Source organism: Mesorhizobium sp. L-8-3, from assembly GCF_016756615.1.
Classification (GTDB): Bacteria; Pseudomonadota; Alphaproteobacteria; order Rhizobiales; family Rhizobiaceae.
The window spans coordinates 6,929,754-6,954,015 of record NZ_AP023262.1 but is presented as its reverse complement, the minus strand read 5'-3'; the positions used below and the strand labels follow the sequence as shown (position 1 = coordinate 6,954,015).

Below are 24,262 nucleotides of genomic sequence, written 5' to 3'. Positions count from 1 at the left end.
AACGATGACCCTCCAGGCCTGCAACATTGGTCGCCCAGTTTCGGTGTTTTCGACGGGGTTCAGTGTGATTTTCGGAGATTGGAGGTTCGTCTCGTCGTTTGGCGAACCGTCGCTGTTGGCTTCCAAACTAGACCCTCGCGAGGATGTATGGACAGCAGGCTTGCCTCGCGTCCCCCGATTGAGACCACCCGCGAGTTTTTGCTCTCGAGTTCATCCAGATAATCGGCCCACCATTGCATCATCCTGACGCGCTCTTCCCAGTGCTCTGCCCGGGCATAGGCGCGCCGAACGTCGTTGTTCTCAATGTGGGCCAGCTGCCGCTCTACGGCGTCCGGGTGCCACTTGCCGCATTCGTTTAGCAGAGTTGATGCCGTTGCTCGAAAGCCGTGCGCGGTAGCTTCTTCTTTGCCATAGCCCATACGGCGAAGGGCGGCGTTAAGCGTGTTGTCGGAAATCGGACGCGAACCCGATCGAACACTAGGAAACAACAGCGATCCACCACCAGAGATTTCTCTAAGTGAGGTCAGGACGCTGACGGCCTGCGTGGAAAGAGGTACGCGGTGCGGCCGTCGCATCTTCATGCGTCCTTCAGGGATGCTCCACACCGAGCTTTCGAAATCGAACTCGTCCCATCCGGCCGCGCGCAGCTCGCCGGGGCGGGGAAATAGCAGGGCCATCAGCTTCAGAGCGGCTCGGGTTGTAGGCTGTCCGTCAAATGCATTAATCGCCCTCAGCAAGCCTCCCAAGGCCTTAGGATCGGTAACCGCGGCACGGGGCGTGACCGTCGGACCGACGAGTGCGCCCCTCAGGGCGATCGTCGGATCTACATCGGCGCGTGCGGTTGCGATTGCATATCGAAACACGCTGCCGATGGTGGAGCGCATTCGCCTGGCCGACTCGTATCGACCACGAACCTCCACGCTGCGGAGAGCGGCAAGAATTGTGGCCGGATCGATCTCCCGAACGCTTTTGTCCCCAAACGTTGGATAGGCAAAGTCGAGCAGCCATTTGACCTTGGTGATGGTCCGGTCGGCACGTCCCTCCTTCTTCAGCTTGTCGACATAGTCCTCCGCGATTGAGCGAAAGGTGTCCTCCGCCGAAGCCTTTTGCGACTTACGCTCCTGTGCGGGGTCGATGCCACGTAGGAGGAGACGTTTGGCGGTATCGCGCGCCTCGCGTGCCTCAGCGAGGGAGATGAGGGGATAGCTGCCCAACGCCAGAAGCTTCTGCTTGCAGCCAAAACGATAGGCGAGGCGCCATAGGCGAGATCCGGTAGGCTGCACCCAAAGCTGGAGCCCGCCACCGTCAGACAATTTCACGAGCTTGGAAGCGGGTCGGGCATTACGGCATTTTACGTCGGAAAGAGCCATTTCCGGGACCTCCATTTGGCTGCATCGATACCATCAGGATCTCCAATACCAGCGAAAATACCAGCCCCCCGCCTCGTTGGACCAATTGCGCCGAAATTCCACGAAACCCGACCATCCGCGCTTTGGGCAGCGAAATCAGTAAGTATTTCAGCTAGTTGCCGAGACAGGAGAGTAGAAGCTTCGGCGAAAGGGACTGTCGGGAGAAGAGGGGATGGTGCCCAGGGGCGGAATCGAACCACCGACACGCGGATTTTCAGTCCGCTGCTCTACCAACTGAGCTACCTGGGCCTCTCACGGAAGGGGACCTTCCGGGTGTCGTGGGCGGTGGGCACCGCCCCGAAAGCGCGTGGGTTATAGCACGAGATTTCCGCCTGTCCAGCGCTTCGCGGCGAATTAAATGACAGTTTTCCAACGACGCTTGCGAGCTTCCCTGCAGGCAGGTCCGGCGTGCTGCGGCGCGGCCGGATCCAGGGCGGTCGACACCGGCAGCCGGTCGGGAGCAGGTGATGAATCGCCGGTTGCGGCGGACACGAAGAAGGAGATCGTTCGAAAAAGAGCAGTTCGCATTTGGATGACGGCATGCCCTGACGATGCGGGCTGGCGCCACAAAATGCCCGCGTCAGCCTTCCTTGCCGGGATCGGTGTTTTCTTCTTCCTCGGTCACGGGAATTGCGTAGGCTCCCGACAGCCAGCGATTGAGGTCGATATCCTTGCAGCGCTGCGAGCAGAAGGGATAGGTCTCGCGCGCCGAGGGCTTGCCGCATTCGGGGCAGGGGCGCTTCGCCCTCAGGGGGGTGACTTTGCCGCCGGTCATGGCTCAGTGCCTCGGCCCCGACAGCCAGTTGAAATGCACGGGGAAGCCTTCCCCGGTCAAAAGCCCGACCGTCTCGTAGAGCGGCAGGCCGACCACATTGGTGTAGGAGCCCACCAGCTTCACGACGAAGGCCCCGGCGAGCCCCTGGACGGCGTAGCCGCCGGCCTTGCCGCGCCACTCGCCGGAGGCGAGGTAGCTTTCCAGCTCCTGGCGCGACAGCCGCTTGAAGCGCACGCGGGTCTCCACCAGCCGCTGCCGGATCTTGCCGGCGGGGGTGACCAGGCACACGCCGGAATAGACGCGATGCGAACGTCCCGAAAGCAGCCGAAGGCAGTTCGACGCCTCGTCGACCATTTCGGCCTTGGGCAGGATGCGGCGGCCGACGGCCACCACCGTGTCGGCCGCAAGCACGAGCGCGTTCCCGGCTTCCGGGTCGTCCTTCAGCGCGGCGGCGGCCTTCTCGGCCTTGGCGCGCGACAGACGCTTGGCGAGCGAGCGCGGATGCTCGGCCCGAAGCGGCGTCTCGTCGACATCGGCCGGAAAAAGCCGGTGCGGCTCTATGCCGGCCTGCTGCAGCAACTCGATCCGCCGGGGCGATCCTGAGGCGAGCACGAGCTTCGGGTAGATGCTCATCGGCGTCCCGTCGGGTTCCGGCGGCGCGGCGCTATTTGAAGCGGTAGGTGATGCGGCCCTTGCTCAGGTCATAGGGCGTCATTTCGACCAGGACCTTGTCGCCCGTGAGCACGCGGATGCGATTCTTGCGCATGCGGCCCGCCGTATGGGCGATGATCTCATGTTCGTTTTCAAGCTTCACCCGGAACATCGCATTGGGGAGCAGTTCCGTCACAATACCCGGAAACTCGAGGACTTCTTCCTTCGGCATTCGATACCTTTGGGTTGATTGGGCCTGGGGCAAGGCCCCGAAATTGCGCGGAACCTATATGATTATGGCGCGCTTGTGAACACGCTTGAACGTCGGTCGCACTGATAGAATCCTGCTGTCGTCCTGTCGATCGGTTTCAGCGTCGGATTTGTCTCGAAACCGGGACCGCTTCTGCGTACGATGTCCAGGTTTCCGCGCGTGCGGGGATGTCGTCAGCCGAATCGGGCCGCGATGCGCCGCTTCAGCCGCTCGCGAACGTCGCGATAGGCGGCAACGATCTGCTCCCGCGTACCGCCGACGATGGTAGGGTCCGGCATCGGCCAGTATTCCACCTCGACGGCCATCGAGCGGGTGAGCTCCAGCGCGGCATGATGGGCCTCGGGCGACAGGGAGACGATCAGGTCGAAATAGTGGTCTTCGAGATCGTCGACTGTGCGCGGCTGCCGCTCATGGAGCGACAGACCTTCCTCGGCCAGCACCATGTCGACGAACGGGTCGCGCTCGCCGGCGCGAATCCCGGCCGAGGCGACGAAGGTCGAGGCCGGCAGCGCGCGTCGCGCCAAGAGTTCGGCCATCGGCGAACGGACCGAATTCATGCCGCACATGAACAGGACCGAGCTCGGTGTCGTCGTGGCCGGGCCGCTCACGTTGCCGGTCAGCCGCGCCAGTGCAGCACGCAGACCAGCGTGAACAGCCGGCGCGCGGTGTCGAAATCGATCTCGATCTTGCCGTCGAGCCGGTCCATCAGCGTCTGCGAGCCCTCGTTGTGGAGGCCCCTGCGGCCCATGTCGATCGCCTCGATCTGGCTCGGCGTGGAGGAGCGGATGGCAGCGTAATAGCTTTCGCAGATCAAATAGTAGTCCTTCACGATCCGCCGGAAGGGCGTGAGCGAGAGGATATGGGTCGCCACCGGATCGCCGCTTTCGCGCATGATCGCGAACACCAGGCGCGCATCGACCAGCGAGAGCTTGAGCTTGTAGGGACCGGGCCCGCCGTCGTTGACGGGCGCGAAGCTGTTCTCTTCGATCAGGTCGAAGATGGCGACCGCCCGCTCGTGCTCGACATCCGGGGTCGAGCGGCCGATCGATTCGTCGAGCTCGACTTCGATCAGCCTCTTCGTTCCGGTGGCGGGCCCGTGCATCGCGAAGGCCTACATGTTGAGGCGGATCGCGACGGATCGCCCGTGGGCGTCGAGGCCCTCGGCCTTGGCCAGCGCGATCGCGGCGGGAGCAAGTGCACGGAGTTGCTCGGGCCCGAGCTTCAGGATCGAGGTCCGCTTGACGAAGTCGAGCACCGACAGGCCCGACGAGAAGCGGGCGGATCGGGCCGTGGGCAGCACATGGTTGGAGCCGCCGACATAGTCGCCGATCACCTCGGGCGTGTGCCGGCCGACGAAGACCGCGCCGGCATTGCGGATATTCGCGAGGAACGCTTCCGGATCGTCGATGGCGAGCTCCAGATGTTCGGCCGCGATGCGGTCGACCAGAGGCGGCGCCTGGTCGAAGCTATCGACCAGGATGACGGCGCCGAAGTCGCGCCAGCTCGCTGCCGCCGTTTCCACGCGCGGCAACAGGTTCAACTGGCGCTCGACTGCCGACTCCACAGCGGCGCCGAAAGCCGCGTCGTCGGTGATCAGGATGGATTGGGCAGCCGTGTCGTGCTCGGCCTGGGCCAGCAGGTCGGCCGCGATCCATTCGGGATCGTTCGAGCCGTCCGCCACGACGAGCACCTCGGAGGGGCCGGCGATCATATCGATGCCGACGGTGCCGAACACCTGCCGCTTGGCCGCCGCGACATAGGCGTTGCCGGGACCGACGATCTTGGCGACCGGCCGGATCGTCTGCGTGCCATAGGCAAGGGCGGCGACCGCCTGGGCGCCGCCGACGCGATAGATCTCCGCGATGCCGGCGAGGTCGGCCGCGACCAGCACCAAAGGATTGATCCGGCCGTTGGGCGCCGGCACCACCATGACGATGCGCCCGACGCCGGCGACACGCGCCGGCACGGCATTCATGAGGACGGAACTCGGATAGCTCGCCGTTCCGCCCGGCACATAGAGGCCGACGGATTCGATCGCGGTCCAGCGCGAGCCGAGCTCGACGCCGATCGAGTCGACGTAACGATCGTCGGCCGGACGCTGGCGGGCGTGATGCGCCTCGATGCGGTCGCGGGCGAGTTTCAGGGCTTCGACCGTCGCGGGATCGGCATGGCCGTAGGCCGCCTCGACCTCGGCGCGCGTGACGGCGATGCCTGTTGCGGCGAGGTCGGCCTTGTCGAAACGCAGCGAATAATCGAGCAGCGCCGCGTCGCCTTCGGCGCGGACACGCGCGACGATCTCGCGCACCGTCTCGTCGACATCGACCGAAACCTCGCGCTTGGTGGCGAGGAATGCGGCAAAGCGGTTTTCGAAATCCGGCTCGGAAATTCTGATCGTGATCGCCATCTCTTGCCGTCAGGTCTTGTGGGCGGGACGGGATGACGCCTCCCAGGCGCCGCCGATATCGGTGAGCCGAGCCTCGATGCATTCGACATCGAGACGGATGGCGCCGCTGCCGGAAAAGACCAGTTCGACGACGCCGGCTGGTGCCTCGGCCGGGTCGAAGCGGACGGCCAGCAGCGACAGCACTTCGTCCGGCTTGTCGCGGGCGATGCCTGATGTGCGCACCGCCAACACCCGGTCGAAATGCAGAATGCACCGCCGCCGCTCGTTGTGATGGCTGAACAGGCCTCCGCTCTCTTCCCAGGCAAAGCGGTTCATGGCGACGACGAAACGTTTCCGGTGCGCCAGGAATTCGAGGTCGGCCACCTTCATCACCGCGTCCTGCGCATGGGCGGACACGATCTTCAGATCCTCTTCGTCGAGGGCGATGAGCTTCAGCGCGTCCATCGGGCTTCCGTCGGGAGTTTCCTGTACGGCCCTCTGTTAGGCGGTCTCGGCGGACGGTGCAACAAGGTTGCGGGGCTGCAACCGGCCGGCTTTATCCCGAAATGCGTTCGATCGTCGCGCCGCAGCCGGAAAGCTTCTGTTCGAGACGCTCGAAGCCGCGGTCGAGATGGTAGACGCGGTTGACGATGGTCTCGCCCTCCGCGGCCAGCCCCGCGATGACCAGGGACACCGAGGCGCGCAGGTCTGTCGCCATGACGGGCGCGCCCTTGAGCCTGGTCACACCGTCGACGATCGCCGTCTGGCCCGCCAGCGTGATGTGGGCACCGAGCCGGGCGAGTTCCTGCACATGCATGAAGCGGTTCTCGAAGATAGTCTCCGTGATGCGCGATTTGCCCCTGGCCATGGTCATCAGGCCCATGAACTGCGCCTGAAGGTCGGTCGGGAAGCCGGGAAAGGGGGCGGTGGTCACGTCGACCGGCGTGATGCCGGCGCCGTTGCGCTTGATGCGCACGCCGGAATTGACCGGAATGACGTCGGCGCCCGTCTGGCCGATCACGTCGAAGGCGCTCTGCAAGAGGTCGGCCCGCGCACCTTCCAGGATCACGTCGCCGCCGGCCATGGCGACGGCCATGGCATAGGTGCCGGTCTCGATGCGATCGGGGATGACGGTGACGCGCGCGCCGTGCAGGCTGTCGACGCCGTCGATGGTGATGGTTTCGGTGCCGGCGCCCGAAATCCTGGCGCCCATCGCGTTGAGGCATTCGGCGAGATTGACGATCTCCGGCTCGCGGGCGGCATTCTCCAGCACCGTCTCGCCCTGGGCGAGCGAAGCCGCCATCATCAGCACATGGGTGGCGCCCACCGAGACCTTCGGGAAATGATAGCGGTTGCCCCTGAGGCGCCTGGCCTTGGCGAGCACATAGCCGTTCTCGACGTCGATCTCCGCGCCGAGCGCCTGGAGGCCGTCGATGAAAAGGTCGACCGGGCGCGTGCCGATGGCGCAGCCGCCCGGCAGCGACACGCGGGCCTGGCCCATGCGCGCCAGGAGCGGGCCGACCACCCAGAAGCTCGCCCGCATCTTGGAAACGAGTTCATAGGGCGCGGTGGTGTCGACGATGTCGCGCGCCGTGAAATGAATGGTTCGGGCGTAGGCCGTGTTCTGCTCGACGCGCCGGCCGTTGACGGAATAGTCGACGCCGTGATTGCCGAGGATGCGGATCAACTGCTCCACATCGGCGAGGTGCGGCACATTGTCCAGCGTCAGGGTCTCCTCGGTGAGGAGGGAGGCGATCATCAGCGGCAGGGCGGCATTCTTGGCGCCCGAGATCGGAATGCTGCCGGTCAAGGCGTTGCCGCCGACAATCCTGATTCGGTCCATGGGTCCCCATTTCTCCCGGCTCGATAGCCGGCATTCAATCGGTTGAGTATAGGCGGCCCCTCTAAAGCATAGCGGGGCGCGGTTCAAGAAACTGCTTTGCGTCAGGCTTTCGCGGGTGTCGTGCCGCCGGCCTTCGTGTCTTCGGCCTTGTTGCCCGGATCTATTCCCTCCGGCCGCGAATCCGCCTCTCCGATGCGTCGCGAACGGGTCTGCGCCTTTCGTTTCTGAAGATTGGCCCGCAATTGCTCGGCCAGACGCGCCTTGCGGTCGAGGCTCTTCTTGTCCTTGGCGGAATCGGCGTCTGGCATCGGTCGAGAATGGCAGGCAATGGTAAACGGTCTTGCAAGCCCGGGAAGAAGAGCCCGCGATTGTGGCCCTGGCATGGCCGCTCACGATCTGTGGAAACTCCGCGCACACATAACTTGCGCTTCCCGGAACGATGTGGCAGAAGGCGCCGCATTCGTCGGCTGCGGTAGCTCAGTGGTAGAGCACTCCCTTGGTAAGGGAGAGGTCGAGAGTTCAATCCTCTCTCGCAGCACCATCTTTCTTGATCTCACGCCAGTTCGCTTCGCTCACGGCTCCGATGGGGCGGCCTGACCGGCCGGCGGGCGGTCGCCCTTGCGAACCCTTCGGGTTCGATATCAGGGCGGAGAGTGCGCCATCCTTTCGTCATACGACTGAGCTTCGCAGCCCCGTCGGGGTATCAGGCGGCTTCACGATTCAGGCGGCATCCAGCGTCGGGATATTGCTGACGTCGACCTCGCGCTCCGCGTGCCAGGCGTCATAAGCGGCCTGCATGCGCAGCCATATCGCCGCGCCGTCGCCGAACAGCTTGCCGAGACGAGCCGCGACATTCGGGGAGACGGGCTTGCGTTCGCGAATGATGTCGTAGAGCTGCTGGCGGGAAATGCCGAGGAGGTCGGCGATCTCGGTCTTGCTCTTTCCGGTGGCCGGAATGATGTCATCCAGGAGGGCACCGGGGTGGGAAGGGCAGCGCTCGGTCTGGCGGTCGATCTCGTAAAGGGTCATAGGCATGCTCCTCAGTGATACTGTTCGAACTCGACGCGGGGCGCGTCCTTTCCTTCGAACTCGAATGTGATGCACCATGGTCCGTTGACGTGGACGGTGTAACGGGTCGGGTCGAAGCCGTTCAGGGCGTGAAAGTTGAAGCCGGGCAGGTTCATGTCTTCAGGGCGTTCCGCAACTTCAAGGCGGTCGAGCCGAACAAGGATGCGCTTGTGCATCTTGGCATCGATCTTGGCGGTTTTCCCGGTTCGAAACAGGTCTGCCAATGCCTTGTTCTTGAACGACCGGATCATAAGCGGGTTGTAAGCTAGCAGCTTACAAGAATCAAGCGCCATGTAAGCATAAAGCTTACAAGGCGAGGTGAAAAAATGATGGCCAGGCCCTTTGTCGTCCTACGCTCCAGGCAGCGGGTCGGGATCGTCTCCCCTCGAATGGTGTATCCCGGCGGTAGCGGCTGAGCGGGTGTTCATCGATGTTCTCGAATTATCCTTCACTTCAAGGGCGGCACGACCTGATCGGACCTTGCGGCTTTCGGAAACGACATTGGTATCGACCAGGAACATCAATCGAGCTCCGCCGGGCGCGCCCCGATGCGCGCCTTGGGCGGCTCGAAATCGTGATCGTCGTCGGGCATCAGCACGTCGAGCAGCGACGTGCTGATGCCGGCAAGCCGCTCATAGTCCTTGATTGACAGCACGACGAGCGAGAGCTTGTTGCGGTCGGTGATGAACACCGGTCCGGAAAGGGTGGCGCGTTTGATGCTGCCGGGGTCGCGGTTGAAATCTCTGCTGGTGAAGGTGATGGGCATGGCTTCACTCGATATCGTTACATGCAGAGATAGGGCGAGGCGCGTCCTGGCTGTCAACCTTGTCTTCGAAACGCTGTGTAGTGGGCCTTGGGATGAAGGCGACTTCGCTGCCCTCGACCTTTTGGGGTCACTGATCGGCCGGGGGTCGGGTCGACACCTCTTGAACTGCGCAGCCTCGGCGGCTCCCGGAAACAGTCCTCTGATGGGACAGATGTGCCGTAAGGGCACATAGCGAAAAGGGTGCCACCGGCCATGGGCCGTCCTGCGTCTCGCGGCCGCCGCTCAAATCTCGCCTTCTTGAAGCGTTCCGGCACCCGGAAGCATTCTGGCACGCAGGATGCATAGGGCTGGATGCCGGCAACCGCCGGTCCTGGTGAAAGCCGGGAGAGTGGGGGCTCGTCGGGGAGGGGGCTGGGGTTTCCTACCTCGGCGAGCTTATCTGACGAGACAATGCGTCGAAGACGTGAAGCTTCGCGCGCCGAACAGCTTCTTCCAGCGCCTTGGCTGTAGCCAACTGCGATGCGATCGCGCTGGCGAGCATGCAGCCCGTCCCGCGCATCGAGGCTTCCAGGCGCGGCGCGTCGAAGCGGAGCGGCGGCTCGCTCGGGCGCAGCAACAGGTCCGTCGACTTTTCACCCCCCGCGTGTCCACCCTTGATAAGCAGCGCCGCCGCGCCGGCGTCGAGCAGCAATTGGGCCTGTCGCAGCAGCTCGGTTTCATCGGACGCCTGCCGCGACCCCGTGAGCAAGGCGAGTTCCGGAAGGTTGGGCGTGACCAGACGGCAGAGCGGCATCAGCCTTTGCCTGAGGAGGGCGACAGCATCCGGCGCGAGCAGAGCGCGGCCGGAGGTCGAGGCCAGCACCGGATCGAGGACGACGGGCAGGCCGGGATGTTCTTCGAGCACATCGGCAACGATGCCAACCGTCTCCCCCGCGCCGAGCATGCCGATCTTGACCGCGGCGACCGGATTGGCGGCCAGCGCGGCCCGCATCTGGGCCGCCACGAGACGGGGCGCCACCAACTCCACGGCCGCGACGGCATCATGGGTCTGGACCGTCACCGCAGTGATCGCGAGACAGGAGCGCAGCCCGAAGGCCGCGATCGTCTCGATATCGCGGGCGATGCCGGCGCCGCCGCTGGAATCGGAGCCGGCGACGACGAGCACATGCGGCGTCATCGCCATGGCGCGGTGGCTTCGATCCAGGCCCACGTGCGGGCCTCGGGGTTGGGATTGCGCGTGATGTCGGTGACGACGGCCGCGCTGTCGGCGCCCTGCGGGAACACGCCGGCGAGGCGCTCGACGCTGAGGCCGCCGATGGCGACGAGCGGCAGCGGCGCGACGCGGGCCTTCCACTCGCCGATGCGGTCAAGCCCTTGCGGTGCCCATTTCATCTTTTTGAGCACGGTGGGGTAGACCGGCCCGAGCGCGACATAGTCGGGCTCGGCGGCAAGCGCGGTTTCGAGTTCGGCATGGTCATGGGTGCTGAGGCCGAGCTTCAGCCCGGCGCGGCGGATCGCCCCGACGTCGGCCTCGGCGAGATCTTCCTGCCCGAGATGCACGAAATCGCAGCCTTCCTCGATGGCCAGCCGCCAATAGTCGTTGACGACGAGCCGGCAGCCATGGCGGGCGCATGTCTGCCGTGCGGCTCGGATTTCGCGGCGCAGGGTGGCCTCGTCCTGGTCCTTGATGCGTAGCTGCACCAGCCTGACGCCGAGCGGCACCAGCCGTTCGATCCAGGCGGCGCTGTCGACGATGAGATAAAACGGGTCGAGCTTCATGAGAACACCGCCTTGCCGATGACGGGCGTCGAGGGGACTGCCACGTCGCGTGGCGCGAGAACGCCCGCCAGCCATGCCTCGTGGCCGGCCTCGATCGCCTTGGCGAAAGCGACCGCCATGGCGGCGGGGTCGCCGGCCTTGGCGACGGCCGTGTTCAGCAGCACGGCGTCGTAACCGAGCTCCATGACGGCGGCCGCATGTGAGGGCCGGCCGATGCCGGCGTCGACGATCAGCGGCACGCCGGGAAAGTGGCCGCGCAGGCTGCGCAAAGCGTCGACGTTCAGAGGCCCCCGCGCGGAGCCGATCGGCGCGCACCAGGGCATCAGCACCTGGCAGCCGGCGTCGAGCAGGCGTTCGGCGGCCACGAGGTCGTCGGTGGTGTAGGGAAACACCGCAAAGCCTTCACCGGAGAGGATGCGCGCCGCCTCGACGAGGCCGAAGACGTCGGGCTGCAGCGTGTCGTGGTTGCCGATCACTTCGAGCTTGATCCAGTCGGTGCCGAAGACCTCGCGCGCCATTTTTGCCGTCGTCACCGCCTCCTTGACCGAATGGCAGCCGGCGGTGTTGGGCAGGACACGCACGCCGAGCGAGCGGATCAGCGACCAGAACTGCTCGCCGCTCCTGCCGCCCGCCGCTTCCCGTCGCAGCGACACCGTGACGATCTCGGTGCGCGAACCCTTCACCGCTTCCGCCAGTATTGCGGGTGAGGGATAGAGGGCGGTGCCGAGCAGCAGGCGTGACGCGAGTTCGGTGCCGTAGAGACAAAGCATGGTCAGCCTCCCTTCATCGGCGACAGGATTTCGATGCGGTCGCCCTCCGCGATGGGGCAGGCCGCGCGCCGCGCGGCCGGCACCACCTCGCCGTTGAGGGCGGTCGCCAGCCAGTTGCCCTGATAGTCGAGCTCGGCGAGCAGGGCGGCCAGCGTCGAGGCCGTGACGTCACGGCTCTCGCCGTTAATGGTGAGCTTCATGGACAGGCTCCTTGTTGCTGTCATGGCCGAGCATGAGGTCGGCCGCCTGGCGGGCCATGGCCGGGGCAAGCAGGAAGCCATGGCGGTAGAGGCCGTTGATGGCGATGTGGTTTCCCTTCCGCTTGACGCGGGGAAGATTGTCGGGGAATGCCGGGCGCAGGCCGACACCAGCCTCGACGATTTCGGCCTCGGCGAAGGCCGGATGCAACGTGTATGCGGCGTTGAGCAACTCCATCGCCGAGCGTGCGGTTACCGGTCCCGTCGCATCGCTTTCGATCATGGTGGCGCCGACCATGAAAAGCCCGTCGGCCCTGGGCACGACATAGACGGGAAAGCGCGGATGGAGGAGCCGCACCGGACGCGACAGCGAGACGTCGCGTGTGCGCAACAGAAGCATCTCGCCGCGTACGCTGCGCAGGGCGGGATGCTTTGCCGCCATGCCCGTGCAATCGGCGACGAAGTCGGGCACGCCGGGCGAGCGCACGGCGCCATAACCGAACGCAAAGCGCACGCCGGCCGCGGCAAGCCTTTCCGTGAGGGTGCGGAGCGCGCGGCGCGGGTCGAGATGGGCCTCTCCGGCGAAGAAGAGGCCGCGCCCGAACCGGCCGGTCAGGTCCGGCTCAAGTGCCGCGACGCCGTCCCTGTCGAGGAGGCGGTGACCCGTTGTTCGAGCCGCGAAGCGGTCGAACTCGGCCGTGTCGCGGGACGGCGCGAGCACCAGCGTGCCCCGCCGCTCGACATGGCCGGGAAGGGCCGCGTCCCACCAGTCGGCCGCGATGCGGCCTGATGTCAGCACCGTTTCTTCCGCGCTCTCGCGCTCGCACCAGGGCGCGAGCATGCCGCCGGCCTGCCAGGAGGCATTGCCGGCGATGCGCTCGCGCCGCTCGACGACCGCGACCTCGGCGCCGCGCTCGACAAGCTCGAAGGCGAGCGTCAGGCCGGCGACGCCCGCGCCCTTGACGGTTACCTTCATGGCAAGCGCTCGGCCTTGGCTACCGGCAGATAGAGGTCGCCGCCGGCGCGGTATTTCTCGGCCATGGCCGCCATGCCTTCCGAGCGCACCTCGGCGCGGATATCGTGCGAGATCCGCATCGAGCAGAATTTCGGCCCGCACATCGAGCAGAAATGCGCCAGCTTGTGCGCTTCCTTGGGCAGCGTCTCGTCGTGGAAGGCACGCGCCGTGTCGGGGTCGAGCGACAGGTTGAACTGGTCCTCCCAGCGGAACTCGAAGCGCGCCCGCGACAGCGCGTCGTCGCGGATCTTCGCCGCCGGGTGGCCCTTGGCGAGATTGGCCGCGTGGGCGGCGATCTTGTAGGTGATGACGCCGGTCTTGACGTCGTTGCGGTCGGGCAGGCCGAGATGCTCCTTGGGCGTGACGTAGCAGAGCATGGCGGTGCCGAACCAGCCGATCATCGCCGCACCGATGCCGCTGGTGATGTGGTCGTAGCCGGGCGCGATGTCGGTGGTCAGCGGCCCAAGCGTGTAGAACGGCGCCTCGCCGCAGACGGCGAGCTGCTTGTCCATATTCTCCTTGATCTTGTGCATCGGCACATGGCCGGGGCCCTCGATCATGACCTGGCAGTCTTTCGCCCAGGCGATGCGGGTGAGTTCGCCGAGCGTCTCCAGCTCTGCGAACTGGGCGGCGTCGTTGGCGTCGGCGATCGAGCCCGGACGCAGGCCGTCGCCCAGCGAGAAAGCGACGTCATAAGCCCGGCAGATGTCGCAGATCTCCTCGAAATGCTCGTAAAGGAAGCTCTCCTTGTGGTGGTGCAGGCACCATTTGGCCATGATCGAGCCGCCCCGGCTGACGATGCCGGTGACACGGTCGGCGGTCAGCGGCACATAGGGCAGCCGTACGCCGGCATGGATGGTGAAATAGTCGACGCCCTGCTCTGCCTGCTCGATCAGCGTGTCGCGGAACACCTCCCAGGTGAGCGCCTCGGCGACACCGCCGACCTTTTCCAGCGCCTGGTAGATCGGCACGGTGCCAATCGGCACGGGCGCGTTACGCAGGATCCAGTCGCGGATGTTGTGGATGTTGCGGCCGGTCGACAGGTCCATAACCGTGTCGGCGCCCCAGCGGATCGCCCAGACCATCTTGTCCACCTCCTCGGCCATCGAGGAGGTGACGGCAGAGTTGCCGATATTGGCGTTGATCTTCACCAGGAAATTGCGGCCGATGATCATCGGCTCGCTTTCGGGGTGATTGATGTTGGCCGGAAGGATCGCCCTGCCGCGGGCGATCTCGTCGCGCACGAATTCCGGCGTGACGAAATCGGGGATCGCCGCACCGAAGCTCTCGCCGTCGCGCGCCGCCTTGTCGCGCAGCCGCTCGCGGCCGAGATTCTCGCGGATCGCCACGAACTCCATCTCCGGCGTGACGATGCCGGCGCGCGCATAGGCGAGCTGCGTGACGGCCCGGCCACCCGTCGCCCTCAGTGGCCGGTTTCGGACGGGAAACTCCGGCGTCAGCCGCTCGGCCGAAACGAAGCCGTTGTCCTCGGGCTTGACGATGCGGCCGTCGTAACGCTCGACGTCGCCGCGTGCCACGATCCAGTCCTCGCGCAATCGCGGAAGGCCACGTTCGATTTCGGTTCGCGCGCTGGAATCCGTATAGGGACCGGACGAATCATAGACGATGACCGGCGGCTCGCCGGCGCTCGGATGCAGCGCGATCTCGCGCATCGGAACGCGCAGGTCCGGATGAAGCGTGCCTTCTCTGTGGATCTTGCGCGAGGCGGGCAGTTCGCCCGTTGTGACGGTTGGGGCAGTCATGGCGAGCCTCCTTTGCTCGATTGCAACGGAGACCCAGTTCGTGCCGAAAGGAGGAAGTGACGCTTCGCCCGAGGGGAATCGGGGCTTGCCCGAATACCGAGGTCGAATGAGAGCCGACCCGCGAAGCCTCGCACCGTCCCTACGCCAGTATGAACTGGATCAGGTTCAACGGGTCACTGCGCTGCTTACGCCAGCAGTATCTCAGCCCCTTGTCGGGACCCCCCTGGTGAGCTTTCAGGATGGAGGATGAACGTCGTCGCTGTCAACAGGGTCGGAACGGGGGCGCGCCGGTCACGCGATCGGGCAAACTTATCCCGTTGTCATCCGGTGCCGGCCTATCGGCAGCATCATCGGCCTGCCTGAAGTCGGATCGGTGACGATGCGGCTCTCGAGACCGAAGACCTGCCGCACGGTCTGTTCCGTGAGCACGTCTTCCGGCCTGCCGGAGACATGAAGACGCCCCTCTGCCATTGCGACGAGGTGGTCTGCGTAGCGCGCCGCAAGGTTGAGGTCATGCAGCACCATGACAATGGTGGTTGCCCGCGCGTGGTTGAGATCGGTCAGCAGATCCAGCACCTCGACCTGGTGGCTGATGTCGAGAAAGGTGGTCGGCTCGTCCAGCAGCAGGATCTCCGTCTGCTGCGCCAGGGCCATGGCGATCCAGACACGCTGGCGTTGCCCGCCGGAAAGCTCGTCGACCGGCCTTTCAGCAAGTGCTGCGGTTCCGGTTGCCGCAAGCGCGGCCGCCACGGCCTCGTCGTCCTTGCGCGTCCAACGCGAAAACAAGCCCTGATGAGGGTGCCTTCCCCGGCTGACGAGATCGGCAACCGCAATCCCGTCGGGCGCAACCGGCGACTGGGGGAGCAGGCCCAGTGTCCGAGCCAGTTCCCGGGACGGAGTGCGGTGGATCGACTTGCCGTCGAGCAGAACATGCCCTCGACGCGGAGAGAGCAGGCGAGACATCGTGCGCAAGAGCGTGGACTTGCCGCAGGCATTGGCGCCGACGATCGCGGTGATCCTCCCGGGCGGCACGGCAAGGTCGAGCCCGTCCAGAACGACGTTGTCGCCGTAACCCGCCGAAAGCTGGCTCGCGGTAAGGATATGTGACGTCATAGCGAGCCTCCGGCCCGGTTGACACGCACGATCAGGAAAATCAGATACGGGGCACCCAATGCGCCGGTAACCACGCCCACCGGATAGCGGCTCGGCAAAAGGAATTGGCCGCAATAATCGCCGACCAGTACAAGCGTTGCTCCGACCAGCGCCGATGGGACCAGAAGCGAACCGTTGTTCCCGACGATGCGGGCGGCGATCGGCCCGGACAGGAAAGCGACAAAAGCGATCGGTCCTGCCACCGCTGTCGCGCAGGCGATCATGCCGACCGCCGCAACGATGACCAGGATGCGTGTCCTGGCAACCCCGACGCCGAGGGCCGCGGCGGTATCGTCGCCCAGCCTCAGCGCCTCCAGGTCGCGCCCGCGGCTCACGAGCAGTGCCCCAAAAACGATCAGCGCCAGCAGAAGGGGTAGCGATTGGCCAAGTTGCGCGCCGTTGACGCTGCCGGTCAGCCAGCGCATTGCCTCTTGCAGAGACCAGGCCGGGGCGCTCGACAGGATATAGGCGATGAAGCTTTCCAGCATGGCCGATACGCCGATGCCGACAAGGATGAGCCGCGTTCCGGCAACGCCGTTCCTGAACGACAGCGCATAGACCAGCAGCGCCACGCCCAGACCAGCGACAACCGCAAAGACCGAAACGACCGGCCCTTTCAGCGACAGCACGACGATGGCGAAGACAGCCGCAGCACTTCCGCCGAGATTGATGCCGATGATATCAGGGCTGGCCAGGGGATTGCGCAGCATGATCTGGAAGGCGATACCGCCAAGCCCGAAGCTCAGCCCGGCAAGGATCGACAGGACCGCTCGCGGCAGCCGCAACTGCCCGACGGTAAACGCTGCGCTCGGCACATCCTCGCCCAGCAACAGTCGGATGATGTCTTCGGGCGGTGTGAAGGATTGCCCCAGCAACAGCGTCAGGATGAAGAGCGCGGCCACAAGGGCCACCAGAATTGCGACGACGTGATTGTGCCTGCGCATGCGCAGGCGCCTGACGTCGACTATGGCATCGATGGTGGGAGAAAGCTCCGTCACAGCTCGCGGACCCGCTGGCGTCTCACGATCCAGACGAAGAACGGTGCTCCGACAAAGGCGGTCACGATGCCGACGTCGAGTTCCGCGGGCCGGGCGACGATGCGTCCGACGATATCGGCAGCCAGCAGCAGGCAAGCGCCGCTTAGCGCGGAGAACGGCAGAAGCCACCGGTGATCGACACCGACCAGCAAGCGGCACAGATGCGGCACGACCAGCCCCAGAAAGCCGATGGGGCCGCAGATTGCCGTGGTTGCCCCGCACAGAAGGATCGCACCAAGGGCGGCGATTGCGCGGGCCATGGCGACACGCTCGCCAAGCCCGGCGGCCAGTTCATCGCCCAAGGCAAGCGAATTCAGCTTCCGTGCCGACAGCAGGCTGATGGCGAGACCCGCCGCGAGAAATGGCAGCACGTGGGAGATCCGGTCGAAGGTCGCTCCACCCACGCCGCCTATCTGCCACGCGCGGATACCGCCCGCGATATCGTTCCTCGGCAGCACCACGGCGACGACCAGCGAAGAAAAGGCAACCGAGGTGGCTGCCCCTGCAAGCGCCAGCTTGAGCGGGGTTGCGCCGCCACGCCCCAGGGACCCGATGACATACACGAAGACCGCTGCGACGCCGGCGCCCAGGATGGCAGCGAAAATATAGGCCTGGGCCGAGGCGATGTTGAACCAGGCCACCCCGACCACGACCGCCAGGGATGCGCCCATATTGACGCCGAGAATGCCCGGATCGGCGAGAGGATTGCGTGTCACGCCCTGCATGATCGCCCCGGCAAGCCCGAGTGCTGCTCCGGCAAGCAGGGCAAGCAGCGTGCGTGGAATGCGCACGGCAACCGCGGCCTGAGCGATGCTGTCCGCCTGCCCTCCCAGCGCTGCGACAATGTCGCCCCAGGCTACGTCGCGCGTGCCGATCGCCACGGAAAGGATGCAGAGCAGTGCGAGAACCGCAGCCGATATCGTCAGCCATAGGGATCGGACCCGGTTGGAACGCCCGGCAAAAGCCGTCGCCCGGCCCGGCATGGCGCCCCCGGAGGTCATTCGGATTTTCCGGCGGACTTTCCTGCTGCCCCGGCAAGCAGATCGACATAATCCTTCAGAACCCACGAGATCGACAGCGGCGTGGGGTTCGACGCCGTGCCAAGCGGGTTCTGGCCGAGCATGACGACCGCATCATCGGTGACGGCCGGCATCCTGGACAGGAGTGGATCGGCCCGCACCGCGTCGAGCAGCGGCTGGCTGCCATAGGTCACCACGATGTCGACATCATCGAAGGCATCGACCCGCTCGGCGCTGACCCCTGCCGCGAACTGCCCTGATTTTGTCGCCTCGACGACGCTCCTGGGGGACTTCAGCCCCAGATCCGCGAAGAACTTCACCCGTGTGTCATTGGCGGTATAGAAGTTGACAATGCTCAGATTGGTCGTGTCGAGATGCGTGACGAACATCGCCGACTTGCCTTGAAGCTCGGGATGCCCGGCGACCGTCCGGGCGATCTCTCCTTCGATACGCTCGATTAGCGCCTCACCTTCCGCGGCCATTCCCAGCCCTGCGCTGTTGAGGCGGATCATGTCGCGCCAGTCGGTCGCCCAGGCGGATTCGGGATAGGCGACGACCGGAGCGATCTGGCTCAGCGTTTCGTAGTCGGATCGGCTCAGCCCGGAATAGGCTGCCAGGATCACATCGGGTCTGGTGGCGGCGACCGCTTCGAAATCGATGCCGTCGCCTTCGTCGAAGAGCACAGGTCTGTCGGCCCCAAGCTCCGCCAGTTTTTCGGCCACCCAGGGGAGCAGCCCGTCGCCGTCATCATCGCCGAAATTGGCCGCCGCGAACCCGACCGGCACAATTCCGAGCGCCAGCGGAACTTCGTGGTTTGCCCAGGCAACGGTCGCAACCCGTTCAGGCTTCCTGGCGATGGTCGTCGTGCCCAAGGCATGTTCGATGACGATGGGATAGCTGGTGTTTTCCGCGGCGCATGCGCAGCCGAATGCGATGATCGAAAGCCATGCCGCGGCCAAAGACACGCAAAAAGGAAAGAGCCCCCGCATCGGCGAAACCCTCCATCACGTTAAAAGTGGAGTGTCAGTTTCAGCTTAACCGGGCGACGTCAAGCCTGATGCGGGCGCCTCTCTCGATGAGCGGCGAAGTTTCCGTAGGTTCCTACAAAACCGGGGAAATTTACAATACTGGACAATGTTACTCAAGTTAATGGGCGCTCGGCTGACATCAGCCGACCGGCGGCGACAGCGACATCAAATTCTGGAACGTACCATGGACATCGAAATAACGGGCGGTAGCGACAGGCGGTCCCTGAGCCGCTATCGGAACGCGGCACTTCTTGGTTGTACGGCACTCGTCGCCCTCACGCCGACCTCTTTGCCGGCTCAGCAGGTTGAGAATCCAGATTCCGCCGCCGTTCTCGAGACGATCACTGTCGAGGGCACCGCCACCGACAACGACGCGAAGTCGATCGTTGCGACGACCACTTCGAGCGGCAGCAAGATGGCGACGGATATTCTGGATACGCCCGCCTCGGTGTCCGTGATCACGGCGAAGGAGATCCAGGAACGCGACGCACAGAATGTCGAGGAAGTGCTGCAATATACCGCTGGCGTGACCTCGGGATTTTACGGCTCGGACGACCGCTTCGACTTCTTCAGGATCAGGGGCTTCGATGCCTATCTCTATCGTGACGGGCTGCCTCTGGGCCGCTCCTTCGGCGGAGTGCGCGAGGAGGTCTATGCCTTCGAGCGCGTCGACGTGCTGAAGGGCGCGAATTCGACGGTCTTCGGCGTTTCCGATCCAGGCGGAGCGGTGAACTTCGTCACCAAACGACCGAGGAGTGAAAGGTTCGGCGAGGCCTACGTCACGGGTGGTTCGTATCAACGCGCCGAGGCCGGATTTGATTTCGGCGACAACATCACCGCCGACGATACGCTGTCCTATCGCCTCACCGGCAAGATCAGGGATGCCAACGACGAGTATGACTATTCGCGGGATGACGAGAAATTCCTCATGGGCGGCCTGACATGGCGTCCCAGCGATGCCACCAGCCTGACGGTCGTATACGATTATCTGGACAAGGATGGAGTCCCCGGCAGCGGCGGGCATCCCGTGGGCTCGAATTTCGACAGAAGCCGCTTCTTCGGCGAGCCCGACTTCAACTATCGCGGCATAAACAGGAACACGGTCAGCGTGATGCTCGACCATGATTTCGGCTCCGGCCTGAGTTTCAGCTCGAACGCACGCTATAGCGATACGGATACCGATTTCGGCTATGCCTACATTTCCGTAACGCCGACCGACGGTTCCACGATCGCCGACCGGGCTTTCTTCGCTAATGACTACTCGGGCGAAAATTTCGTCATCGATGCGCGCCTGCAATACGATGCGCGTTTCGACAATGTGCAAAGTCGCACTCTGGTCGGCGTCGAATACAATGACCTTTCATTCCACAACGATACCGGCTGGGGGCCAGCGCCAGGCATCGACTGGACGAATCCGGTCTACGCAGGCGCGCCAGCCTCGGTTCCACGTTTCAGCAATACGAAAACCAATCAGAAGACCAGGGCCATCTACGTCCAGCAAGACCTGACGTTCGCGGAAAAATTCATCGTGACGGCGGGACTGCGGAACGACTGGCTTGATCTGAGGCAGACAGACACGAGCTATTGGACCGGATCGCCGGTCGTTACCCATGGCGATGCCGATGTCAGCGAAATGACCAGGCGCATCGGCCTGACCTACAGGATCACGAACGAGGTTGCGGCCTATGCGACCTATGCCGAATCCGTCGCTCCCCCATCCGTCGGCGTCGAGCCCGAGCGCGGCGAGCAGATAGAGTTCGGTGTCAAATATCGGCCCGACGCCTTCCCGGCACTGTTCAGCGCCGCCGTCTACGACCTGACCAAGAACAACGTCACGGTCACAAATCCGGTCACGCTCCTTCCTTCCACGATCGGCGAGGTTCGTGTCCGGGGGCTGGATCTCGAGGCCAAGGCGGAACTGCCGAACAATATCAGTTTCACGGCCGCATATTCCTATCTCGATGCCGAGATCGTCGAAAACGGAACGGGCGGAAACGAGGGCAACCGTCCCCAATTCGTGCCCGAGCACGTGGCCTCGCTCTGGGTCAACTACACGCTTGAAGGCAATGGGCCTCGCGGCGACATGACGTTCGGGCTCGGGACGCGTTATCAGGGGTCGTATTACTTCGACGACGCAAACTCGATGTCTACCGGCAGCAGCGTCGTGGTCGATGCAGCCTTCACCTACAATATTCGGGAAAACACGTCGTTCGAACTCAACGCCAGCAATCTGTTCGACAAGAAATACGTCGCCTATGGCGGGTTCGGAGCAGACTTCTACAACCCTGGCCGCGCGATTTCGGCGACACTGCGCCAAACCTGGTGACCAATCTGTCCCGCCCTGCGGGACGGCGCTCGATGAGGAGCCACGCGCCGTGCCGTAGGTTCTTGTTGAGGATGTCTCCCGAAACTTTCGGGAGACACATGTCAGTCCTCGGGGGTGGGACAATTCAAGGTTAGCGGAGTTGCCGCATGCGACGCCATGCGGCGGGTGTCTCCCCGGCAATCCGCCGGAAGGCCTTCGTAAAATGAGCCTGATCGGAAAATCCAAGCTGGGCCGCAATGCCCGCAACGGTCAGGTCGCTTTCCGCCAACAGTTCCTGCGCCCGATGCGCTTCCCAAGCTGCCATTGCAGCGGCGTCTTGCCTGTCGTCTGTTTGAAGACGTTGGCAAACCAGCTTTCGGACAAGCCGACAGTCGCTGCCATCTCGCCAACCGTCAGGCGACAGTCGCTTCGGGCATCGACGCGCGAGATCAGCTTGTTCATCTGCGCCAGAGTGAGCCTGCCATTGGCTTGTTCGCCGTCGTTCTCGGGGATATCGAGAAGGCCGGTTACGATGCTGCCCACCAGGCTCTCGGCGTAGACGCCGTGTTTCGACGGCGTCGACACTTCGTTGACCAGCAGGCCCGCCAGCGTTTCGATCGCCTCGATATCCTGGATCTCCACCGGGTGGCGCAATGCCGTCAGCGCACCCGATGTCCCGACCGAGGGTGAAAGGAATCTCAGCAGCCGATCCTTGTGCATATGCAGATCAAGATGGGAAAACCGATGCATGGACACGAAATTGGTCCATAAGGGAACACCTGCAGGAACATAGATCGCGCGCATCATCGGACGGCAGTGCCTTCCAAATCCTTCTTCACGATTGGCCATCCGGATATGGGACGATACGTCGTTGAAAAAGATCACGATGCGCGGATCAGGGGACAGGTAGTAGCCCTTGGCCCCGGCTTGGCCTTCGGCATCCCAGAAGACGCTCACCATGCCGTCAAGGCCGCGCCATTTGACCGGCGCGAGCGCCCGGATGCCCTCTGTATGGCAGGTCATGGAATGAAGGTAACTCAACGTCAGAAACCGCTCGCGCGCGACGGGATCGATGGCATGCCCTGACGAGGCAATGCGAGGAGACATCTCATTGTAGCCGGCTTCCCCAATGGCGTTCGGGGCAGCGATCTGCGATCACGCCCGTCGGAATTTAAATATGATGAAAATAGTCATATTTTTGAATGGTGACAAGGCTGCCCGTGCGGGGTGGGGCGGTCCGTCGAGAAGTGGAACGGGGAGCGGAAGGGTCGAACTCGGCCGGGTGCTGCCGGGTTCCGGCAAACCGTACGCAGGAGAATCGGGCGGCGAGCCGTTCCAGCCCGGCGCGTTCCATCCGCATGTTCCGGGCCCGCTTCCTTCGTTGTCGGCGCAGGTCGTCCGTTTCGACAAGCCAGCATTGGCTTGTCTCTTCCGAACGTCGTATACGCGGCGGCGACCTTCGGTCACGAAACGGCCGATCTTTCGCGGCCCTGTGACGGAATCATTGATCATAGATCGAAGCCCGGTGGGGCGGTGAAGCCGCTGAGGATGAGCATGACCAGGAAGACCAGAGTTGCAGTGCTGTTCGGGGGGCGGTCCGCCGAGCATGAGGTGTCGTTGCTGTCGGCGGCCAATGTGGTGAAGGCCATCGACAAAGCGCGGTTCGAGATCGTGCCGATCGGCATCGGCCGTGACGGGCGCTGGCGGCTGGTCGAACTGGATGGCGACACGCTGCCGCCGCAGGTGCCGGCAGAAGGCGCCGACATGGCTTTGCTCCCCGGCGGCAAAGGCCGAATGGTCGCCGTCGCGGCGGGCGGGGATGCGGTCGCTCTCCCGCCGGTCGATGCCGTCTTCCCCGTGCTTCACGGCCCCTTTGGCGAGGACGGTTCCGTGCAAGGCTATGCCGAGGTCGCCGACGTCGCCTATGTCGGCTGCGGGGTGCTTGCCTCGGCCGCGGCCATGGACAAGGACGTGGCGAAACGGCTGTTGCGGGAGGCGGGGGTGGCGGTCGCGCGGGCGATCACGCTGCGGCGCGGCGAAGCCGTGCCCTTCGACGCTGTCGCTGCGGAACTCGGCGCCCCCTTCTTCGTCAAGCCGGCCCGCCAGGGATCGTCGGTCGGCGTCGGCAAGGTGCGCGACGCCGGAAGCTTCGAGGCCGCGTTGAAGGAGGCGTTCCGCCACGACGACAAGGTTCTGGTGGAGGAATTCGTCGAGGCGCGCGAGATCGAATGCGCGGTGCTCGAGAGGGCCGACGGCAGCCTGACCGTGTCCAGACCGGGCGAGATCATCACGGCCGCAAAGCACGGCTTCTACAGCTACGAAGCCAAATATATCGATGCGGACGGCGCCATCGTGCGCGCACCCGCAGATGTCCCGGCCGAAGTCGGCGAAGCCGCGCGGACGATTGCCGCAAGCGGCTTCCGGGCGCTTGGCTGCGAGGCCATGGCGCGGGTCGACTTCTTCCTGCGGCCGGACATGAGCCTCGTCCTCAACGAGATCAACACGATCCCCGGCTTCACCAATATCAGCATGTACGCCAAGGCGCTGGCCGCCGATGGCATGCCCTACGGCGCGCTGATCGAAGCGCTCATCGAGCATGCGCTGAAGAGGCACGCTGCTCGCGGTTGAGCGGGCGAGCTTGCTGGATGCCCTTCTGCGCTCCAAAGGGCGCGCAGAAGTCTAACTAAGGAAACGTAACCGCTTCGCTTGCGTCGCCCCTCACTGTCCTGCCGGACGACCGGCCGGGTCCCCGCTGCTTCGCAGCGTCCCGGCGTTCGCTGGCCTTTCATCGTGCCACTGGCACGATGAATTCGCTCCGCGGTTGCTCACCCCCGCGAGCGGGGAGAGAGTCGATAGGGTCTACGCTTTCGCCAATCGCCGAGGATTCTGATTGGCGAAATCCGAGCGGCCGGCCTCTCTCTCCCCGCTCGCGGGGAGAGATGTCCGGCAGGACAGTGAGGGGCAGCCCAGGGGCGGTAGCACCGCACCGCCTTCGCCAGATTTTTATCGAAGCGATTCGGTTAGTTCTGGA

25 protein-coding genes, 2 tRNA genes, 1 pseudogene and 1 riboswitch are annotated in these 24,262 nt (G+C 64.4%); of the genes and pseudogenes, 3 read left to right on the top strand and 25 right to left on the bottom strand.

Translation table 11 applies throughout. The features are described from left to right. Positions 1 to 59: 59 nt before the first annotated feature. From JN302_RS32285 to JN302_RS32235, 11 genes are all read right to left on the bottom strand, one after another. Complete coding sequence (locus tag JN302_RS32285) at positions 60 to 1,370, bottom strand: tyrosine-type recombinase/integrase (RefSeq protein WP_202330379.1); 1,311 nt, start codon at positions 1,368 to 1,370, stop codon at positions 60 to 62. A gap of 212 nt (positions 1,371 to 1,582) precedes the next feature. Continuing rightward, positions 1,583 to 1,658: transfer RNA gene (locus JN302_RS32280), tRNA-Phe, on the bottom strand. Positions 1,659 to 1,989: 331 nt separating this feature from the next. Next, entirely contained in the window at positions 1,990 to 2,184 is a 195-nt protein-coding gene (yacG, locus tag JN302_RS32275) for a DNA gyrase inhibitor YacG (protein ID WP_202308550.1), read from the bottom strand. A 3-nt stretch (positions 2,185 to 2,187) separates the two neighbouring features. Then, a complete protein-coding gene (locus tag JN302_RS32270; protein ID WP_202330378.1) occupies positions 2,188 to 2,817 on the bottom strand; it encodes a Maf-like protein in 630 nt (209 codons plus the stop codon). A 31-nt stretch (positions 2,818 to 2,848) separates the two neighbouring features. After that, positions 2,849 to 3,067: a translation initiation factor IF-1 gene (gene infA, locus JN302_RS32265; RefSeq protein ID WP_149761977.1), complete on the bottom strand. Its 219-nt coding sequence runs from the start codon at positions 3,065 to 3,067 to the stop codon at positions 2,849 to 2,851. 212 nt (positions 3,068 to 3,279) lie between these two features. After that, positions 3,280 to 3,672 carry an arsenate-mycothiol transferase ArsC gene (locus tag JN302_RS32260; RefSeq protein WP_202334527.1) on the bottom strand — a complete coding sequence of 131 codons (393 nt, stop codon included), beginning with the start codon at positions 3,670 to 3,672 and terminating at the stop codon, positions 3,280 to 3,282. A gap of 50 nt (positions 3,673 to 3,722) precedes the next feature. Next, the gene (locus JN302_RS32255; protein ID WP_202330377.1) at positions 3,723 to 4,208 is read right to left on the bottom strand and encodes a UPF0262 family protein; all 486 of its coding nucleotides are present in this window, start codon (positions 4,206 to 4,208) and stop codon (positions 3,723 to 3,725) included. Between the two features lie 9 nt (positions 4,209 to 4,217). Further along, positions 4,218 to 5,510 (bottom strand): histidinol dehydrogenase, encoded by a 1,293-nt coding sequence (gene hisD, locus JN302_RS32250; RefSeq protein WP_202330376.1) that lies wholly within the window; start codon positions 5,508 to 5,510, stop codon positions 4,218 to 4,220. Positions 5,511 to 5,519: 9 nt separating this feature from the next. After that, positions 5,520 to 5,954 carry a DUF2948 family protein gene (locus JN302_RS32245; protein WP_202330375.1) on the bottom strand — a complete coding sequence of 145 codons (435 nt, stop codon included), beginning with the start codon at positions 5,952 to 5,954 and terminating at the stop codon, positions 5,520 to 5,522. A gap of 91 nt (positions 5,955 to 6,045) precedes the next feature. Further along, positions 6,046 to 7,332 carry a UDP-N-acetylglucosamine 1-carboxyvinyltransferase gene (murA, locus tag JN302_RS32240; protein WP_202330374.1) on the bottom strand — a complete coding sequence of 429 codons (1,287 nt, stop codon included), beginning with the start codon at positions 7,330 to 7,332 and terminating at the stop codon, positions 6,046 to 6,048. Between the two features lie 101 nt (positions 7,333 to 7,433). Beyond that, entirely contained in the window at positions 7,434 to 7,640 is a 207-nt protein-coding gene (locus JN302_RS32235) for a hypothetical protein (RefSeq protein WP_202308538.1), read from the bottom strand. 158 nt (positions 7,641 to 7,798) lie between these two features. Between JN302_RS32235 and JN302_RS32230 the strand changes: the two genes are divergently transcribed. Then, positions 7,799 to 7,873, top strand: a tRNA-Thr gene (locus tag JN302_RS32230). Between the two features lie 179 nt (positions 7,874 to 8,052). Here JN302_RS32230 and JN302_RS32225 read toward each other — a convergent pair. The 13 genes from JN302_RS32225 to JN302_RS32165 all read right to left on the bottom strand — a co-directional run bounded on the left by JN302_RS32225 (position 8,053) and on the right by JN302_RS32165 (position 18,887). After that, positions 8,053 to 8,361 (bottom strand): HigA family addiction module antitoxin, encoded by a 309-nt coding sequence (locus JN302_RS32225; protein WP_202330373.1) that lies wholly within the window; start codon positions 8,359 to 8,361, stop codon positions 8,053 to 8,055. An 11-nt stretch (positions 8,362 to 8,372) separates the two neighbouring features. Further along, on the bottom strand, positions 8,373 to 8,651 hold the full coding sequence (locus tag JN302_RS32220; RefSeq protein ID WP_202334526.1) for a type II toxin-antitoxin system RelE/ParE family toxin: 279 nt from the start codon (positions 8,649 to 8,651) through the stop codon (positions 8,373 to 8,375). A 269-nt stretch (positions 8,652 to 8,920) separates the two neighbouring features. After that, positions 8,921 to 9,166 (bottom strand): type II toxin-antitoxin system Phd/YefM family antitoxin, encoded by a 246-nt coding sequence (locus JN302_RS32215; RefSeq protein ID WP_202330372.1) that lies wholly within the window; start codon positions 9,164 to 9,166, stop codon positions 8,921 to 8,923. Between the two features lie 421 nt (positions 9,167 to 9,587). Next, on the bottom strand, positions 9,588 to 10,349 hold the full coding sequence (gene thiD, locus JN302_RS32210) for a bifunctional hydroxymethylpyrimidine kinase/phosphomethylpyrimidine kinase (protein ID WP_202330371.1): 762 nt from the start codon (positions 10,347 to 10,349) through the stop codon (positions 9,588 to 9,590). Beyond that, the gene (locus tag JN302_RS32205; RefSeq protein WP_202330370.1) at positions 10,340 to 10,945 is read right to left on the bottom strand and encodes a thiamine phosphate synthase; all 606 of its coding nucleotides are present in this window, start codon (positions 10,943 to 10,945) and stop codon (positions 10,340 to 10,342) included. The genes thiD and JN302_RS32205 overlap by 10 nt, the downstream gene beginning before the upstream one ends. After that, entirely contained in the window at positions 10,942 to 11,715 is a 774-nt protein-coding gene (locus JN302_RS32200) for a thiazole synthase (RefSeq protein WP_202330369.1), read from the bottom strand. The genes JN302_RS32205 and JN302_RS32200 overlap by 4 nt, the downstream gene beginning before the upstream one ends. A 2-nt stretch (positions 11,716 to 11,717) precedes the next feature. Beyond that, complete coding sequence (gene thiS / locus JN302_RS32195; protein ID WP_202330368.1) at positions 11,718 to 11,915, bottom strand: sulfur carrier protein ThiS; 198 nt, start codon at positions 11,913 to 11,915, stop codon at positions 11,718 to 11,720. Then, the gene (gene thiO / locus JN302_RS32190) at positions 11,899 to 12,888 is read right to left on the bottom strand and encodes a glycine oxidase ThiO (RefSeq protein WP_202330367.1); all 990 of its coding nucleotides are present in this window, start codon (positions 12,886 to 12,888) and stop codon (positions 11,899 to 11,901) included. Before thiO ends, thiS begins: the two co-directional genes overlap by 17 nt. Beyond that, the gene (gene thiC / locus JN302_RS32185) at positions 12,885 to 14,690 is read right to left on the bottom strand and encodes a phosphomethylpyrimidine synthase ThiC (RefSeq protein WP_202330366.1); all 1,806 of its coding nucleotides are present in this window, start codon (positions 14,688 to 14,690) and stop codon (positions 12,885 to 12,887) included. Before thiC ends, thiO begins: the two co-directional genes overlap by 4 nt. Before the next feature lie 118 nt (positions 14,691 to 14,808). Further along, positions 14,809 to 14,925, bottom strand: a riboswitch (TPP riboswitch). A 74-nt stretch (positions 14,926 to 14,999) separates the two neighbouring features. After that, complete coding sequence (locus JN302_RS32180) at positions 15,000 to 15,803, bottom strand: ABC transporter ATP-binding protein (RefSeq protein WP_202330365.1); 804 nt, start codon at positions 15,801 to 15,803, stop codon at positions 15,000 to 15,002. Then, positions 15,800 to 16,786 (bottom strand): FecCD family ABC transporter permease, encoded by a 987-nt coding sequence (locus JN302_RS32175; protein WP_202330364.1) that lies wholly within the window; start codon positions 16,784 to 16,786, stop codon positions 15,800 to 15,802. Before JN302_RS32175 ends, JN302_RS32180 begins: the two co-directional genes overlap by 4 nt. Positions 16,787 to 16,836: 50 nt before the next feature. Next, positions 16,837 to 17,880, bottom strand: a complete 1,044-nt coding sequence (locus JN302_RS32170) for a FecCD family ABC transporter permease (RefSeq protein WP_202330363.1) — start codon at positions 17,878 to 17,880, stop codon at positions 16,837 to 16,839. After that, a complete protein-coding gene (locus JN302_RS32165; RefSeq protein WP_202330362.1) occupies positions 17,877 to 18,887 on the bottom strand; it encodes an iron-siderophore ABC transporter substrate-binding protein in 1,011 nt (336 codons plus the stop codon). Before JN302_RS32165 ends, JN302_RS32170 begins: the two co-directional genes overlap by 4 nt. Positions 18,888 to 19,110: 223 nt before the next feature. Between JN302_RS32165 and JN302_RS32160 the strand changes: the two genes are divergently transcribed. Continuing rightward, positions 19,111 to 21,252, top strand: coding sequence for a TonB-dependent siderophore receptor (locus tag JN302_RS32160; RefSeq protein WP_202330361.1), 2,142 nt, complete (start codon positions 19,111 to 19,113; stop codon positions 21,250 to 21,252). A 130-nt stretch (positions 21,253 to 21,382) separates the two neighbouring features. On the opposite strand, the pseudogene JN302_RS32155 reads toward JN302_RS32160, so the two are convergent. Next, a pseudogene (locus JN302_RS32155) lies at positions 21,383 to 22,272 on the bottom strand (helix-turn-helix domain-containing protein). 513 nt (positions 22,273 to 22,785) lie between these two features. Between JN302_RS32155 and JN302_RS32150 the strand changes: the two are divergent. Then, on the top strand, positions 22,786 to 23,859 hold the full coding sequence (locus JN302_RS32150) for a D-alanine--D-alanine ligase family protein (protein WP_202330360.1): 1,074 nt from the start codon (positions 22,786 to 22,788) through the stop codon (positions 23,857 to 23,859). Positions 23,860 to 24,262: the final 403 nt, after the last annotated feature.

What these genes read in the sequence shown, in the direction of transcription:
- yacG (WP_202308550.1), bottom strand. Translation starts at nt 2,184, where the DNA reads ATGACCGGCGGCAAAGTCACCCCCCTGAGGGCGAAGCGCCCCTGCCCC.
- thiO (WP_202330367.1), bottom strand. Translation starts at nt 12,888, where the DNA reads ATGAAGGTAACCGTCAAGGGCGCGGGCGTCGCCGGCCTGACGCTCGCC.
- thiD (WP_202330371.1), bottom strand. Translation starts at nt 10,349, where the DNA reads ATGGCGATGACGCCGCATGTGCTCGTCGTCGCCGGCTCCGATTCCAGC.
- JN302_RS32165 (WP_202330362.1), bottom strand. Translation starts at nt 18,887, where the DNA reads ATGCGGGGGCTCTTTCCTTTTTGCGTGTCTTTGGCCGCGGCATGGCTT.
- JN302_RS32225 (WP_202330373.1), bottom strand. Translation starts at nt 8,361, where the DNA reads ATGACCCTTTACGAGATCGACCGCCAGACCGAGCGCTGCCCTTCCCAC.
- hisD (WP_202330376.1), bottom strand. Translation starts at nt 5,510, where the DNA reads ATGGCGATCACGATCAGAATTTCCGAGCCGGATTTCGAAAACCGCTTT.
- JN302_RS32180 (WP_202330365.1), bottom strand. Translation starts at nt 15,803, where the DNA reads ATGACGTCACATATCCTTACCGCGAGCCAGCTTTCGGCGGGTTACGGC.
- JN302_RS32270 (WP_202330378.1), bottom strand. Translation starts at nt 2,817, where the DNA reads ATGAGCATCTACCCGAAGCTCGTGCTCGCCTCAGGATCGCCCCGGCGG.
- JN302_RS32285 (WP_202330379.1), bottom strand. Translation starts at nt 1,370, where the DNA reads ATGGCTCTTTCCGACGTAAAATGCCGTAATGCCCGACCCGCTTCCAAG.
- JN302_RS32170 (WP_202330363.1), bottom strand. Translation starts at nt 17,880, where the DNA reads ATGACCTCCGGGGGCGCCATGCCGGGCCGGGCGACGGCTTTTGCCGGG.
- infA (WP_149761977.1), bottom strand. Translation starts at nt 3,067, where the DNA reads ATGCCGAAGGAAGAAGTCCTCGAGTTTCCGGGTATTGTGACGGAACTG.
- JN302_RS32160 (WP_202330361.1), top strand. Translation starts at nt 19,111, where the DNA reads ATGGACATCGAAATAACGGGCGGTAGCGACAGGCGGTCCCTGAGCCGC.
- murA (WP_202330374.1), bottom strand. Translation starts at nt 7,332, where the DNA reads ATGGACCGAATCAGGATTGTCGGCGGCAACGCCTTGACCGGCAGCATT.
- JN302_RS32205 (WP_202330370.1), bottom strand. Translation starts at nt 10,945, where the DNA reads ATGAAGCTCGACCCGTTTTATCTCATCGTCGACAGCGCCGCCTGGATC.
- JN302_RS32150 (WP_202330360.1), top strand. Translation starts at nt 22,786, where the DNA reads ATGACCAGGAAGACCAGAGTTGCAGTGCTGTTCGGGGGGCGGTCCGCC.
- JN302_RS32245 (WP_202330375.1), bottom strand. Translation starts at nt 5,954, where the DNA reads ATGGACGCGCTGAAGCTCATCGCCCTCGACGAAGAGGATCTGAAGATC.
- JN302_RS32220 (WP_202334526.1), bottom strand. Translation starts at nt 8,651, where the DNA reads ATGATCCGGTCGTTCAAGAACAAGGCATTGGCAGACCTGTTTCGAACC.
- JN302_RS32235 (WP_202308538.1), bottom strand. Translation starts at nt 7,640, where the DNA reads ATGCCAGACGCCGATTCCGCCAAGGACAAGAAGAGCCTCGACCGCAAG.
- thiS (WP_202330368.1), bottom strand. Translation starts at nt 11,915, where the DNA reads ATGAAGCTCACCATTAACGGCGAGAGCCGTGACGTCACGGCCTCGACG.
- JN302_RS32200 (WP_202330369.1), bottom strand. Translation starts at nt 11,715, where the DNA reads ATGCTTTGTCTCTACGGCACCGAACTCGCGTCACGCCTGCTGCTCGGC.
- JN302_RS32255 (WP_202330377.1), bottom strand. Translation starts at nt 4,208, where the DNA reads ATGCACGGGCCCGCCACCGGAACGAAGAGGCTGATCGAAGTCGAGCTC.
- JN302_RS32175 (WP_202330364.1), bottom strand. Translation starts at nt 16,786, where the DNA reads ATGCGCAGGCACAATCACGTCGTCGCAATTCTGGTGGCCCTTGTGGCC.
- JN302_RS32215 (WP_202330372.1), bottom strand. Translation starts at nt 9,166, where the DNA reads ATGCCCATCACCTTCACCAGCAGAGATTTCAACCGCGACCCCGGCAGC.
- JN302_RS32260 (WP_202334527.1), bottom strand. Translation starts at nt 3,672, where the DNA reads ATGTGCGGCATGAATTCGGTCCGTTCGCCGATGGCCGAACTCTTGGCG.
- thiC (WP_202330366.1), bottom strand. Translation starts at nt 14,690, where the DNA reads ATGACTGCCCCAACCGTCACAACGGGCGAACTGCCCGCCTCGCGCAAG.